Genomic DNA, 15,802 nt, shown 5'->3' on the forward strand with positions numbered 1-15,802 from the left:
ACGGAATGGGGGATTTACGTTGGAAGCCAACCATACCTCGGTCAACCGACCGAACTTCATATTTATTTTGTTGGATGATATGGGGTGGAAGGATCTGGGTTGTTACGGAAGCTCCTTCTACGAGACGCCACATCTAGACCGCCTTGCAAGCGAGGGAATGAGATTTACGGATGCGTATGCAGCTAGCCCAGTGTGCTCTCCTACACGCGCCAGCATTCTGACGGGGAAGTATCCAGCTTCTCTCGGAATCACGAACTGGATTGGCGGCGATGCAAAGGGGAAACTGCTTGATGCACCTTATCTTCGCTATTTGCCCTTGGAAGAGAAAAGTATGGCCCGTGCTCTTAAAGAGCATGGATATCGCACCTGGAACGTAGGCAAGTGGCATATGGGCGGAAAAGATTTTTATCCCGAAAAACACGGCTTTGACGTCAATGTCGGCGGCTGCGACTGGGGATCGCCGCACAAAGGATACTTCAGCCCTTATGGAATTGAAACGCTTCCGGATGGTCCGGAGGGAGAATATTTGACGGACAGATTGACCGATGAAGCGATCAGACTGATTCAACAAAAGGATCAGGCGCCGTTTTTCCTTTACTTATCGCATTATACGGTGCATACACCGATCCAGGCCAAAGCGGAAGATATCGCCAAATATACCGAAAAAGCCAAGAAGCTCGGATTGGATCAGTTAAGTGCTATCGAAGAGGGGGAACTCTTCCCCTGCGAGCACAAGAAACATTTGCGCGTCCAACGAAGGGTGATTCAATCGGATCCCGTCTATGCGGCAATGATTGATAATCTGGACTGGAATATCGGAAGGCTGCTGCAGGCTCTGGAGGAGACGGGACAAGCTGAGAATACGGTTATTATCTTCACCTCGGACAACGGTGGATTGGCTACAGCCGAGAGCTCGCCTACATGCAATGCGCCGTTACAGGAGGGAAAAGGCTGGATGTACGAAGGCGGTGTGCGCGAGCCGTTGATCGTCAAATGGCCGGGAACAATAAAGCCCGGCAGTGTATGCGAGGTTCCGGTAACCAGCCCCGATTTTTATCCGACCCTGCTCGAAATAGCGGGACTTCCCTTATTACCAGAGCAGCATTCAGACGGAATCAGCTTCGTCCCTTTGCTGAAGGGACAAGATAGCCTGGAACGGGAAGCGATATATTGGCATTATCCCCATTATGGCAATCAAGGAGGCACCCCTGGTTCATCCATACGTATGGGGAATGATAAGCTCATTGAGTTCTTTGAAGACGGGCGTGTCGAGCTGTACAATTTGCTTGCGGATTTAGGTGAGGAACATGATATTGCCAAAGAGCGGCCGGACTTGGCGGAGAAGCTCCAAAAGAAGCTAAGCCAGTGGCGAGAGCAGGTTGAAGCGAAAATTCCAGTGCCGAATCCTGAGTATAGATAATCATTTTGATACCCCAAACTTACGTAATTTCAGCTCCTATCGCTAGATGGGAGCCTTTTGACGTTTAATGTGTCCATAAGAAAGCGGCAAACTGGGATATAGTTTACCAGAAACCCTCGCCTTGTAAATAAGGCGGGGGCTGAACAATTATGATCAGTGCGTGAATGATGATTCGTGCAGTACCATTATTCATCCATTAAATTTAGATGGTGTGACTCCTGTCCATTTCGTAAACGCTTTATAAAAATTCGAGTAATCTACAAATCCGGAAAGACGTGCCGCCTCCGATGGCGGTACGTCAAGCTTGAGCATCTCAGCCGCCTTGGATAGCCGTTTGTGCAGGACATACTGCTTGAAGGAAACGCCCATGGTTTTTTTGAATAAGTGAGAAAAATAATACTTATTCATGTGAAACTTATTTTCCATATCATCCAGCGAAAGGTTGTCGGATAAGTGATCGTGGATATAGTTAATCATCTGATCAAGCTCTTCGTGATGATCCAGTATTGGCTCATCTGGACTGTCATAGGAGGAGATGAGTTGGTTTACTTCGACAAGCAATCGAATGAACGTCAATTCAATAAGCAGGGGATTCTGAGGTTCTTCCTCGCGACCCAAGTACTCGATCTCGTCAAAATAGGCCTGTATATTAACGTTCTTCACTATAGATGAGGGAAGGCGATTAAAGCTCCCAGGCTTTTTCCTTTCAAAGTACTGTAACAAATTATAGCCCGGACTATTGTAATAGCGACAAAATTCAGGCTTGAAGAAGATGAGAATGCGCTCATAGCTCTCGTCGGATGTAAAGTAGGGACGGTGTAATTCCTTAGAGTTGAAAATCAACAGGTCGCCAGGAAGTAATCGATAACTCTTTCCTTCAATTTGGTAATCTACGCTGCCTGAGATCAGGTAATAAAGTTGATAACGCTTCAGTAAATAAAGACGGTGCTGACCGTTATCAGGTCTAGGGGTTAGGCTGTGGATATAGGAGAACGCCCCGTTCCCCAGTTCAATCTTTACTTGACTCGATGACACGAATGGTCTCCCCTTAATAGCATATTGTAAGGTCCTACAATATTTTATCACGTCACGTCAATAGATATCTAACAGGACGAAGTACAATCGGTAGTTTTCATCATTGCCCAGGGGAAATAGAACAAGATTTGCAAGAATATCCGCAATCCAGACCATATCCATAAGGAGCAGGCAGAACTATACTTAGGAAAAGTCTAGCTTACTTTGCGAATGGAGGATGATTACAGTTAATAAATTGTTGCAGAATCAATCAAGTTATATCGAGGATTGTTGGGAACGCATCGAGGGGAAGCTTGCAGTAACGATTGAACGTATTAAGGACGGGATGCCGCATTCCACGTTCGATGGTGTATATGATGACTGGCAGGATCAGAAGTCATGGTGGACGAATACGTTCTGGGCCGGTATATTATGGCTGCTTTATCGGGAAACGAAGCAGGAGCATTATAAAGAATACGCTCAGAGTATTGAAGCCAAGATGGATGAGGTTCTTTATGGGTATGACAAGTTGCACCATGATGTTGGTTTCATGTGGCTGTTATCGAGCGTTATGAATTATGAGCTGACAGGCAACGAGCAATCGAAACAACGCGCTATGCTTGCTGCTAATATCCTATCGGCCAGAGCCAACATCGCCGGTGGTTATATCCGTGCCTGGAACGGTGACAAAGAAGGCTGGGCGATCATAGACTGCATGATGAATATTCCTCTGCTCTTCTGGGCGAGCAAGATGAGCAAGGATGATCGCTTCAAGCATATCGGCATCATGCATGCGGACAAGACGATGAATCATTTCGTTCGGGAGGATGGATCAGTTCACCATATTGTTAGCTTCGACCCTTCGAACGGAGAAGTACTGGACACCCCACGAGGTCAGGGCTACGACAGTGGCTCATCCTGGTCTAGAGGGCAGAGTTGGGCGGTGTATGGCTTCGTTCAGGCGTATCAGTGGACAGGGAAGCAAGAGTACCTGCATTCGGCTAAGCGAATTGCTCATTATGTGCTTACATGTCTGTCGCAGACCGGATATGTTCCACCTTGCGACTACAGACAGCCAGCGGAGTCATCTCTTCTCGACAGTAGTGCTGGAGCTATTTTAGCATGTGGCCTTATCGAGATTGCGAAGTCTGTACCGGAGGCGGAGAAGATACTTTATCTGCAAGGGGCAATCTCTATCCTGAAGGCGTTGGATACTCAATGTGGGGTGTGGGATCTTTCGGATGAAGCGTTGCTTACGAATGCAACCTCGGCCTATCATCCGGGTGCGTTTAAGCGGGCGGTCATCGGCAACGGAGCACTCATTTACGGTGACTATTATTTTGTAGAAGCGATTTGCAAGTTGAAGGAAATGATGAAATGAGTTTATAGAAAAGGGCAGTGTTGACTGCTCTCTTTTCTTATATACGAGACTCGCCATGTATAAAGAGCCCCATGGCATGCGTTCTTCCTGCATGGGGCCCCTATTCTACTTCTTGAACGGTAAATATTGTTCTAGGAAACGGTCATACAAATCCACTGGCAGTGTGAGCAGATCGTTCGTTGACTCCATATGGGTTCGCAGCTTTCCTATCAATGCCTGTGTGAGCTCATGAGAGGATTTTTCAAAGACAAGGTTGTTCATCTCTTGAGAATCCGTCTTCAGATTATACAGCTCAAGATAGATCTCATCCTTAAAAATATCAACAATGAGTTTCCATCCGTCCTCCAGGATACAGCGCTGGAAGTTTCCGCGACCACCATTGCCATCAAATTGAACAAAAACCTGCTCTCGCCCTTTTGCTTGATCTTCAATGACTGACTTCAGGGAACGTCCGGAAATATTCTTGGGTATTGGAATTCCCAAGTAGTCGCATAAGGTTGGGAATATATCAATTGAGCTCACATATTCATCGGAAGCTCCTTTTATATGTCCCAAGCTTTTTGGGAATTTTATAATAAGTGGGGTACGGATGGACTCTTCATACATGCACATCTTTTGCCATAGACAGTGAGAGCCCAGCATCTCCCCGTGGTCAGAAGTAAACACGATAAGAGAATCATCATATATTTCCTGAGCCTCCAGCTCACGGATAAGCAATCCAATTCCATAATCAAGGAGTTTAACTAATCCCAGATATACCTTCCACACTTGCTCCCAATCTTCCCTGTCGTATCTTGTTCCTATAGCCCCGGTCAGGTTGTATAGTTGAAGAGGTGATTGGTTGCGTCCCCAGACTCCAACATTGTCAGGCAGCTGCACATCCATGATACTCGAGTACCATGGCTCCGGAACATCGAATGGGGGATGAGGCGCAAGGTACATTGCATTGAGCAAGAAAGGCTTGTTTCGGTCTCGCTGCCTTATGGCATCTAAAGATGTATTCGTAATGAATCCATCATAGAAGTAATCGAAGCCATCCTCGTAGCAGCCTGTCTGAGGTATGGAATAACGCTTGACTCTAGTAGTCGTGCCATGCGCCATTTCAGGAACAAGTCCAGTAAACGAATGTCCGCCCGGCACTCTTTTACCATTCCTTTCTAAGAATGGCTTGTAATTCACCTCGAGTGAATTCCAGTGGGTTCGATTTTGTTCTCGGCTTTCCAATCGTTCTTCGGTGTATAGATGCTGCTTTCCCGTGTGCCAGCTATCCCAATCCTTCTCCAGGCGTTCATATAAAGTAGCAACACCTTTTCGAACGATGCCATGCTCACGATCCAGGGGCTCCCACGGATTAATGATGCATCCCGTTTCATTTGGGTACAAGCCTGTAAAGAATGAGCCCCTTGCAGGAACACATAAGGGAGAGGCGCAGTAGGCACGGTTGAAGGAATATCCATCCTGAATAATACGATTGATATTCGGAGTGTGAGGACCGAGAGCGTCATAGCGCAATTGGTCCGCCATAATGATAATTACGTGTGGTTTCTCTAGCATTTGGTCTCCTCCAATATTAACAGTGAGAACGGAATATATACTGATAATTATATATACATTTCTAAGAACATACTATAAAGGATACTTGGGATGATTATAGAATACATCATTTGATTTAGGGGGCATTCGATGAATTCGTTACATATCCATTGGGCCGGCCATCATCATGCAGTAACAAACTGGCGTATGGCGGCTCCGGGTAATCGAAACTCACTTATTCTTGTTACCCAGGGAGAGTGCTGCTACGATATAGGGGACAAACAAGTAATCGTGCGACAGGGGGAACTTATATTTTTGAGTGAACATTTGCCCAGGATTGGAAGCAGCGATAAGCATACACCACACTCCAGATATACGGTCAATTTTACAATTGACGGAGATATTCGGCTCCCTCTCTTTATGGATCGTCATAATCATAAATTGGCGACTCGACAATTCCATTTTATTCAAAGCAGGTTTTCCTCCCTAGTCCGTTGCTGGAGAGAAAAATATAGCTATTTTGAGATTACTTGCCATGCGATTTTATATGAACTATTAGCATTAATGAACAGAGAGGTGGAGGACAAGAAGGTGTCTCCGCATAAGCATGTTTTAGCTGAACAATTGAAAGAGTATCTGAATCAATCATTTTGCAGGAAAATCACAATTCAGGAGTTAGCGGAAGTTATCGGACGATGCCCGAATTATGTAAATATAATATTTCAAGAAGTACAGGGTACCTCTCCCATTGCATATATGCATATGCTTAGGGTAGAACGGGCTAAGGAGCTATTAGAGAATTCAGGGTTGTCGATTGGTGATATAGCTGAACAGGTTGGCTACAATAATCAGCCTTATTTTCATTTCATGTTCAAGAAGCTGACGGGGCATACTCCGGGTGAATTTCGTTGATGGTAGGTAAAGTGAAAGACAAAGTAAATAGATTCATCATCGAAATGAAAGGCTTGCATTGGAGGGTAGCTCCCTCAAACATAACATTTATAAAGATATAACACAGGGATTGTGAGGGAGGACGCCATGCTTCATCATATACGCAGCTCGCTGCATTGGAAGCTGATTCTTATCATTACCTCGGTCATCTCCGTTATTCTTACTGCGATTGGTACGTTTAGCTACTACAAGAGCTCTCAAGCGATCGACTCCGATGTACAACGCTTCAGCAGTCAAATTCTGAAGCAGGCCAATTTGAATATGGAAAGATACCTCGGTGATAATGAACATTTCTTTCAAACAATGGCGGAAAGCACTGAATTTGAGCAATGGACAAAAATTGCGGTTGGTGAGCGATTCCAACTTTATAACCTGATGAGATCTATGGAGGAACGAACGATTAGCCCTTACATTCGATATCATCCGGAGCTTCTCTCCATCATTCTGTATCAAGAGGATGGAAATGAGAGTGTATATCGAAGCAGTCACGCACACGATATCGTACTCGACCATCAGTTTTCATTAAGCCGTGTACCATGGATTAAGACTATCGCAACCATAGGTTCGACCTACAAACATGTAGAGCTCAGACGGGATTACTCCGACCGATTTAATCAACAGCTTCTATTACCTGTATTAACTTATGTTCAGAAATTTAATTTCTCCGATAAAACAACCTACCTGGCAATGGACATTTCCTTGTTGTCGACACAGGCAATCCTGAATGAAATTCATCTCGGTGACAATGGATATTCCATAATTGTAGATTCAAGGGGCCGAATCATAACCTCGCCCGAGCCGACCATGGTGAACTCGCTCTTCGAGGATGGAATCAGCCGGTCTATGCTGGACAAAGAAGCAGGATCCTTTTACCTCGAGGATACTGAGCAGATGGTTGTCTTTCAGAGCATTAATCGAACCGATTGGAAGGTCGTCTCCTTCGTGCCCTATGAGGATTTGGCCGTCAGTATTCAGAGCATTCGCAACTGGACCATCGTGATGACCCTCGCCGCTCTGATTGTATCGGCCGTGCTAATCTTCTTCATTTCCTCCTCCATCACCAGAAGACTGAAGGAGCTGCGACGGACGATGAGACTGGCAAGAGTAGGTCGATTTGATATCCGCACAAATGTAACCGGCATCGATGAAGTTGGTGAACTCGGTGATGCTTACAACCATCTGCTGGAGCGGGTCAATACGTCCATTCATGAGCTGGCTGAAGCACGTGTCGTTCAGCAACGGGCAATTCTATCGGCATTGCAATCCCAGATAAATGCACACTTCTTGTATAATGCACTCGAATCGATTAACTCAATGGCTAATATCGCGGGTCACGACGGAATTATGAAAACCACCGTTGCGCTCTCGAGCATGCTCCGATACACGTCCAACTATCGAGATACGGAAGTAACCATTGCCGAGGAGATTGAGCATCTGCATGATTATATACATATCATTACGCTGATGTATCAGGATGACATCACCTATCAGGTGCACATCCAACCGGATCTGCTCAAAGGCAAGTGTCTAAAAGCGATATTGCAACCTCTCGTAGAGAACAGCATCAAACACTGCTACGAGGTGAGCGGGGGAAAACTGGCCATACAATTGCGAATGGAACGTGTCGAAGAGCGTTATGTTAGTATTGTGGTGGAGGATAATGGGATCGGTATGACGGCAGAGCGACTTCAGGAAATTCAGCATGCCTTGCGGCAGCTGCGGACCGAACAAGAGTTCATGATGCTGTCTAGGATCGGTCTGCTCAATGTGCATTATCGACTCATTAACTTTTATAGGGATAAACGCACTGGGATTACGGTAGACAGAGCTTACGGTCAGAGAGGAACTAAAGTTGTAATCACTTATCCTTGGGAATTAAAGGAGGAATCACCGCATGCTCCGCGTGCTGATCGTTGATGATGTGCCATTAATTAGACAAAGCTTATCGGTGTTTGTAGAAGCCAACAATGATACGACCATCGTCTCCGGGACGGCTGCCAATGGCAAGCAAGCGATGGCATGGCTTCAGGATTCTTATGTCGACCTATGTATTACCGACATACGTATGCCGGTGATGGATGGACTACAGCTCATCAAACAGATCAACGCCAATTTTCCCTGGATGGCGTGTCTGGTCGTATCTAGTTATGACGACTTCGAGTATGCCAAGCAAAGCATAGAGCTGAATGCTCTCGACTATGTACTGAAGCCCGTTAATAAGGAAACAATGAACAAGGCGTTGGCCAAGGCAACGAACAAAATTCAGGAGCTCCGCAATTGGGACGCCGCGCAGCTGTTCCTCAAGCGGCTGCCGCATCATCGTTCGGTGCTGGAGCAATGGCGAGAGCATATTCTTACCATCCGGATGGAGACGCTGCCCCTTCTAATTGTAGAGACACTGGAGCTGTTGGAGCAGTGGGTGGAAGGGAATTATTATTTATTGAATGCCCTGTCCAATCTGTGGCTGCAAACCTTGATCGAAGAGCTAACCACCGAGAAGATACAGCTCGAGCTAGACGAAGGCAAGGATCTGGGGCTAGGGGAGAAGCATCTGGAGCTGTCGAGGACGCGCAGCTACTTCCGATTATGCGCTGTACGCAGGCTGGAAGAAGGAGCTTATCGACTGATTGCAAGCATGAGGGGCGTCAGGAATCAGCAGTCGGTCAAGGTTGTCAATCAGATTAGGCAGTATATTCAACAACATTGCGGCGAGCCCCTTAATCTTCAGAGCTTGGCGGACCATGTTGCACTGAACAAAACTTATATGTGTAAGCTGTTTAAGGAGGAGACAGAGCAGACCATTCATACCTACATTGTGTTGGAACGTATGCAATTGGCACGCAGCCTGCTGCTTGACGGCAGCAATAAGGTTTATGAGATTGCCAAACAGGTAGGCTATGAGGATGTGGATTATTTCACCCAAATCTTCAAAAAACATTACGGGCTAAGTCCGCTCGATTACAAGAGAAGAATGAAGTCATAATAGCTTTACTAATTTCAGAGGACTGTCCAGTGTTGATAAGGCATACTGGACAGTCCTCTGCTTTTATACCGAGTTTAATAATTACAGAATATTATCGGGTAATTTCCGAATATCATGTCGTGGCTAGCTTGTCGAATCCTAGGTATCATGAAACTATACTCAAACAGCTGCACACGTAGAGAGGGGAAAGACCATGCAGAGCAAGTCGATACAGCCGTTGCAAAAAGCACCAAGTAGGAAGCCGACACGGGCCCGCAGGCGAACGGGAGAGGTTCCCTTCACCACCTTCGTGAAGAAAAATCATGCACTTTACGTCATGTTGATTCCCGTCGTTCTGTATTTCATCATATTCAAGTACGTTCCGTTGCTTGGATCTGTCATTGCTTTTAAAGACTACAATATATTTGATGGCTTTTTAAAAAGCAAGTGGGTGGGGCTCCACTGGTTCGAGCTCATGTTCACGAATCCGATGTACATCGACTTGTTTAAGAATACCATGATCATCAGCTTCTATCAGATTGTCTTTGCTTTTCCCGCTCCAATCATTCTGGCTTGCTTGCTCAATGAGGTGCGGCAGATAGCCTTCAAGCGGGGAGTGCAGACCATATTGTACCTGCCTCACTTCCTATCATGGGCATTGGTCTATGGCCTGGCCTACATGATGTTCTCGACGCAAACCGGAATGGTGAACAATCTTCTGAAGGAAATCGGCGAGCCTGTCATCAATTTTCTTCAATCGACTGAGCTGTTCCGAAGCGTGGTGGTGGGATCAGGCATCTGGAAGGAGATGGGTTGGAGTACAATCATCTTTCTGGCCGCGTTAGCCGGAATTAATCCGTCGCTTTATGAAGCAGCCAAGATCGACGGAGCCGGCCGCTGGAAGCAATTCGTTTATGTGACGTTGCCCGGTTTGTTGCCTGCTATTACGATTCTACTGTTACTGAAGATCGGGAATGTGCTGGATGTAGGCTTTGAACAAATTTACATCTTCCTTAATCCAGTCACGTTATCTGTCGGAGAGGTACTCGATACATATTCGTATCGGTTAGGGATTTTGAACGGAGAATTCAGTCTGACAACCGCAATTGGATTGTTTAAATCGGTGATTGGATTTATTCTGCTGGTGTCAGCCAATCAGTTAAGCAAACGAACGACCGGCGAGAGCTTGTACTAGAACAAGGAGGTCACATCGAATGGAAATACGCAGATCAACAGGCGAGAAGCTATTTGACACACTAAACATCGTATTGCTAAGCCTGTTAAGTTTAGCTGCCATCATCCCACTGCTCCACGTGGTGGCCGGCTCCTTCAGCTCGGCCAATGCAATTATCCACTCCAAGGTTACGCTATGGCCGGTCGAGCCTACCTTAGAGCATTATAAGCTGGTTACACAGACAAAGGCTTTCTGGCTGGCAGGCTGGCTGACGATTAAGGTCGTTGTACTTGGGACAGCACTAAACATGTTGCTGACCATTATCGGCTCGTATCCGTTGTCTAAGGCGTATCTTCGGGGACGCCGACCGATTCTGTTGTTCATTGTGTTTACGATGATCTTCCACGCACCGATGATTCCTATGTATTTGGTTGTCAAGGAGCTAGGAATGCTGAATACGATAGGTGCTCTTTTGATTCCCGGAGCTATCAGTGCCTTCAACATGATGCTGTGCATCACCTTCTTCCGTAATCTTCCTGAGGAACTGTTCGATGCGGCAAAGGTTGACGGGATGAGTGATTACCGTATCGTGTGGCAAATCGTAATACCGCTGTCCAAGCCGATTCTGGTCACTTTGCTGCTTTTTTATGCTGTAGGTCATTGGAACAATTACTTCACTCCACTGTTATACATTAATGATCGTTCGATGCAGACGTTACAGGTATATCTGTTCAATCTCATTACGTTAGGCTCCAGCAACGATATGATGAGTGCCGCTTCGGCTGAGTCTTCCCTGAATATGCTGCCGCAAGCGTTGGAGATGGCTACCATTGTACTGGCGACGCTGCCAATCGTTGTGCTGTATCCTTTTTTACAGAAGCACTTCGTGAAAGGCGCGACGTTAGGTTCGGTGAAAGAGTAAGGTTATGCTGGCGATCAGCCTTCATATACAAGGGATATCAATTGATGTCCTATTATGTTAAATAGGGGGAATACAACAATGTCAAAGAAACAAAAGTGGATCGGCATTACGTTAGCTCTATGTATGGTTTTCTCTACGACTGCATGCTCTTCAACGAAGTCGGAACCTCAAGAGGCAGATTCACAGCCGAAGGGACCTGCGAAGATATCGATGTTTGCATCCGATGTTGGGCAGCCTGTCCCTGGAGGGGAATCTATGGACGATCCTACACTAAGGTACTTGGCTGAGCAAACGAATACGGAATTGAATATTACTTTCATTCCTAACAGTCAATACCGGAATCAGCTTCGTGTCAAATTTGCGAGCGGCGAGATCCCCGACATTGTGCAGGGCTGGGGTATTATCTCAGATCTGGCCGATAACGATCAACTCTTGCCTCTCAATGATCTTATTGACGAGCATGGGCCTAACTTGAAGAAAATAATCCCTAAAGAATCATGGGATGCCGTTACCCGGAATGGCAAGATCTATGCCATTCCGGAAGCCCCGCTTGGTGACAGTCCGGTAGCCCGGGTGCTCTTCGTTCGCAAGGACTGGATGGATAAGGTAGGCATCAAGGAGGCTCCTAAGACGGACGCCGACTTCCTTGATATGCTTCGCGCCTTCCGTGACAAGGACCCTAATGGCAATGGCAAACAGGATGAAATTCCGTTCTCTGCCCGTGAGAATTTCACCTGGTTAGATAATGTATTGAGTATGTATGGTGTAACCATGTACGGGGGAACGATCGAAAATAACGAGGTCATCCCGCAGTACGCGAGTAAAAATATGAAGCAGGCTCTCGGGATCGTGAAAACGATGATGGATGAGAAGCTCATCGACAGCGAATTCATGTCCAACAAGCGAAACGTATGGGAGCAAAAGATTCAAAGCGATCTCGTAGGCGTATGGGTACATGCTCCGAATCTCGCTTGGGATTGGCAGGAGCGTTTGAACAAGTCGCTGCCGAATGGCAAACCGGAGGTGATCGCGATTCCTACACCGAAAGCGCCAGGAGTTACAGAATCAGGCTTTGGTAAGAAGCCATTTAATAAATCGTTTTCGATCACGAAAGCAAGTAAAGACCCTGCTGCTGCTGTGAGATTACTCGATTGGCTGGTCACTCAAGAGGGTCAAGAATTCGTTCAATTCGGGGTGCCCGGTGTGACAGTTACCAAGGATGATAGCAAGATCAATTATAACAAGCAGAAGGATACGGATGACAAAACCGCCTTGTGGCGTCCACTCGTCTTTAACCTGGCAGGCTTTAATGAGGAAATCCAATTAGTCTTAAGCGGAAACGAGCAAGCCGTAGCTAAGATTAAGGCTGTGTATGAGATCGGAAAGAAGGAAGGTATAACTAATGTGACCGCAGGAGCGCCAACTTTTAAATCCGATCAACCGGAGATTGGCGATTATGAGACAGCGTCTACTATGTTCATCGAAACCGCCGGACTTATTGTTCTAGGAGAAAAGCCTCTTGACTACTACGATGAATTCGTCAACAACTGGCGTACTCGCGGTGGCAATGAGTTGATTAAGCAAGCGACGGAATGGTATCAACAGAACAATAACAAATAAGATGGGCAATGGGGCCGCGTAAGCGGTCCCTCATATACACATCACTCTGAATGTAAAAGCACAAGAGGGTACATATTGTTCAATAAGACTTGTAAGCGTTTTACTCCCGGGTAGGAGACAATGGTGACGAAGGAGCTACCGGAGGACATCCTTTCAAAGCGGGTTAAGAAGGGGAAAGGAGAACCCATGGACACACGATTGCTTGAAAATTTATCTGGGCAGGAAGGGAACTATATCCTACCGTTTTTCTGGCAGCAAGGGCAAGAGGAATCGGTACTGCGGTCGGAATTGCGAAAAATACGTGACAGCGGTATACGTGCTGTATGTGTAGAATCCAGAACGCATCCCGATTTCGTTGGACCCGGCTGGTGGAGAGATCTGGAGATCATCCTGCAAGAAGCCGAGGAGCACGGCATGAAGGTGTGGGTGTTCGATGACTCTCACTTTCCTACGGGCTATGCCGTTGGTCGAATGAAAGAGGAGTTCCCGCACTTGAGGAATCGATATCTTACCGAGGTTCACATAGATGTGATGGGTCCGATGCAGGGAGCGTCACTGCTTGTAGGGGAACATGTTCGAGACAAGGAAGAGCTGGTGGGAATCGTCGCCGCAGAGCGGCTGACGGACACGAATGAACTGGGCTCATTGGTAAGCATCGGCGAGCGAAATCATGACGGGGTGATGTATTGGGATGTTCCAGAGGGGCATTGGCGAATATTCCTTCTCAAGCTGACGAACGAAGGCGGTCATGAAAGGCTGCGGTATCATCTCAATCCGCTGGAGCCCGAAGCCGTCAATGTGCTTGTACAGACTGTGTATGAGCCTCATTATGAACGCTGGCACAACAAGTTTGGGAACACATTCGCCGGATTTTTCAGTGATGAGCCAAGATTCGGGAACAGCTTGTCCTTTGAAGATATCATCGGAAGCACCTCAATGATCCTGCCATGGTGCAAGGACATGCTTGGCCTGCTGCAGCAGCAAGCGCCGGGAGAGGACGTGCTCACCCAACTGCCGCTATTGTGGTATCCGTCAGGTATCCGATCCTCGACTCTGCGTTTTCAATATATGGATGTGCTCACCAAGCGCTATGCCGTCAATTTCACCAAGCGCTTAGGGGATTGGTGTCGATCGAGGGGGGTAGAGTATATCGGCCATGTCATCGAGGATAACAACGTGCACACCAGGCTGGGCATGGGTGTCGGGCATTTCTACCGCGCAATATGGGATCAGGACATGTCAGGTGTTGATGTGGTCCTGCAGCAGATCATTCCCGGCATGACACGCGACTTCCGCATCGCTACCGGCGCGGGGGATGGTGAGTTTTATCATTTTGGTTTGGCCAAGATGGCGTCCTCCTTAGGTCATCTGGATGCGAAGAAGAAGGGCAGAACGGTATGTGAAATCTTCGGCGCCTACGGGTGGGTAGAAGGGCTGAAACTGATGAAATGGCTAACCGATCATATGCTTGTCCGCGGAGTTAACCATTTCATCCCGCATGCGTTTTCGCCCAAACCATTCCCGGACCGCGATTGTCCGCCGCACTTCTATGCGCAAGGCAACAACCCACAGTATCGACACTTTAAGCTGCTGATGGAGTATATGAATCGTCTTTCCCATCTGTTGAATGGAGGCACTCATATCGCCAGTGCAGCAGTGTTGTACCATGCGGAAGCAGAATGGTCTGGAGAAGCTATGCTATTTCAGAAGCCAGTAAGGCAGCTGCTGGAGCGACAGATCGATTGTGATGTCGTGCCCGCTGATCTACTACTAGAGAGGATGATGGTATCCAACAATCAGCTTCTCGTTCACGCCGAACGATTTGATTATCTTATTATTCCCTATGCCGAGGCATTGCCTAGCCGACTACTACATTCTCTTTACGAAGCGTTGCAGGCGGGTCTAACTATCTATTTCGTGGAGGGGCTTCCTGTGAGGTCGAGCGATGGCAAAGACGTTCAAGGCGTGCTCGAGTTTATAGCTAGACATGCGAATCAGTGCACGGTACCTTTAGATTCGCTAGTAGATCAGATTCAACAACGGTTTACCCCTCTTCTGAAGCTGGACAGCTTTCAGCCTGATCTGCGGGCATACCTCTATCAAAGAAGCAACTCTCGGTTCCTCATGCTGTTCAATGAGCATCCTTATGAGGCCATTCATGCCCAAGTGGATATTAACTTAAGGGGAGCCGTGTACCAGTATGATGCCTTTGCCAATGAGGTAAGAAAATATCCATGTAGTCGGGTAGAGCAAGGGAGCCGCATTCCGCTGCATCTTGAGCCTTACGAGTCCAACGTCTTCATTTGGGATGAATCCTCTGATATCGTGAAGCGGAGCTTGCCACTTAGAGAAATGCACGGCACGATACTGAAGCAGACGATTTTATCGGAATGGGAGATCAGCATAGCGGAAGCCATTCAATATCCTGACTTTAAGCCTTATTGCATGTTACTACAGCTGATCAACCTTGCGGTTCCTGAATATTTACCAAGGTTTAGCGGTACCTTCCGTTACGAAACGGTGCTCCAATTGGAGAATGTCGGAGCTGCAGTTGTGCTCGATCTGGGTGCTGTCTACGAAACGGCAGAGCTTTGGGTCAACGGCCATCATGCCGGGACTCGAATTTGCCCTCCCTATCGGTTTGACGTGACGTCTCTTCTTCAAGCAGGGAGCAACAAGGTGGTGGTGGAGGTGACGAATACACTGGTGAAACAGGTGCGGGACCGTTTCTCTATCTATAGGCAGCAAGAGCCATCCGGACTCATAGGTCCTGTAGAGTTGCGGCAATGGTATTGATAAAAAGTTAACTGGGAGGGAATATAACT

11 protein-coding genes are annotated in these 15,802 nt (G+C 47.0%); 9 read left to right on the forward strand and 2 right to left on the reverse strand.

All coding sequences use genetic code 11. From position 1 onward, the window contains the following. Positions 1-19: 19 nt before the first annotated feature. On the forward strand, positions 20-1,420 hold the full coding sequence (locus AB1S56_RS08045) for a sulfatase (RefSeq protein WP_340872677.1): 1,401 nt from the start codon (positions 20-22) through the stop codon (positions 1,418-1,420). 189 nt (positions 1,421-1,609) lie between these two features. Here AB1S56_RS08045 and AB1S56_RS08050 read toward each other — a convergent pair whose 3' ends face one another. Continuing rightward, entirely contained in the window at positions 1,610-2,455 is an 846-nt protein-coding gene (locus tag AB1S56_RS08050) for an AraC family transcriptional regulator (protein WP_340872675.1), read from the reverse strand. Between the two features lie 217 nt (positions 2,456-2,672). On the opposite strand from AB1S56_RS08050, the gene AB1S56_RS08055 reads away from it, so the two are divergent. Further along, a complete protein-coding gene (locus AB1S56_RS08055) occupies positions 2,673-3,815 on the forward strand; it encodes a glycoside hydrolase family 88 protein (protein ID WP_340872674.1) in 1,143 nt (380 codons plus the stop codon). A 105-nt stretch (positions 3,816-3,920) separates the two neighbouring features. Here AB1S56_RS08055 and AB1S56_RS08060 read toward each other — a convergent pair whose 3' ends face one another. Further along, positions 3,921-5,369, reverse strand: a complete 1,449-nt coding sequence (locus tag AB1S56_RS08060) for a sulfatase-like hydrolase/transferase (RefSeq protein WP_340872672.1) — start codon at positions 5,367-5,369, stop codon at positions 3,921-3,923. A gap of 129 nt (positions 5,370-5,498) precedes the next feature. Here AB1S56_RS08060 and AB1S56_RS08065 point away from each other — a divergent pair, with 129 nt between their 5' ends. From AB1S56_RS08065 to AB1S56_RS08095, 7 genes are all read left to right on the forward strand, one after another. Continuing rightward, a complete protein-coding gene (locus AB1S56_RS08065) occupies positions 5,499-6,260 on the forward strand; it encodes an AraC family transcriptional regulator (RefSeq protein ID WP_340872671.1) in 762 nt (253 codons plus the stop codon). Positions 6,261-6,386: 126 nt separating this feature from the next. Continuing rightward, positions 6,387-8,216, forward strand: coding sequence for a histidine kinase (locus tag AB1S56_RS08070; RefSeq protein ID WP_340872670.1), 1,830 nt, complete (start codon positions 6,387-6,389; stop codon positions 8,214-8,216). Then, positions 8,194-9,282 carry a response regulator gene (locus AB1S56_RS08075; RefSeq protein ID WP_340872669.1) on the forward strand — a complete coding sequence of 363 codons (1,089 nt, stop codon included), beginning with the start codon at positions 8,194-8,196 and terminating at the stop codon, positions 9,280-9,282. The genes AB1S56_RS08070 and AB1S56_RS08075 overlap by 23 nt, the downstream gene beginning before the upstream one ends. 193 nt (positions 9,283-9,475) lie before the next feature. Beyond that, complete coding sequence (locus AB1S56_RS08080; RefSeq protein WP_340872668.1) at positions 9,476-10,456, forward strand: ABC transporter permease subunit; 981 nt, start codon at positions 9,476-9,478, stop codon at positions 10,454-10,456. 19 nt (positions 10,457-10,475) lie between these two features. Further along, positions 10,476-11,357: a carbohydrate ABC transporter permease gene (locus tag AB1S56_RS08085; protein WP_340872667.1), complete on the forward strand. Its 882-nt coding sequence runs from the start codon at positions 10,476-10,478 to the stop codon at positions 11,355-11,357. Positions 11,358-11,612: 255 nt separating this feature from the next. Continuing rightward, positions 11,613-12,977 carry an extracellular solute-binding protein gene (locus tag AB1S56_RS08090; RefSeq protein WP_340872665.1) on the forward strand — a complete coding sequence of 455 codons (1,365 nt, stop codon included), beginning with the start codon at positions 11,613-11,615 and terminating at the stop codon, positions 12,975-12,977. A 186-nt stretch (positions 12,978-13,163) separates the two neighbouring features. Beyond that, entirely contained in the window at positions 13,164-15,773 is a 2,610-nt protein-coding gene (locus AB1S56_RS08095) for a glycosylhydrolase-like jelly roll fold domain-containing protein (protein ID WP_340872664.1), read from the forward strand. The last annotated feature ends 29 nt before the right edge of the window (positions 15,774-15,802 follow it).

Origin of the sequence: Paenibacillus sp. PL2-23 (assembly GCF_040834005.1) — a bacterium.
GTDB lineage: Bacteria > Bacillota > Bacilli > Paenibacillales > Paenibacillaceae > Pristimantibacillus.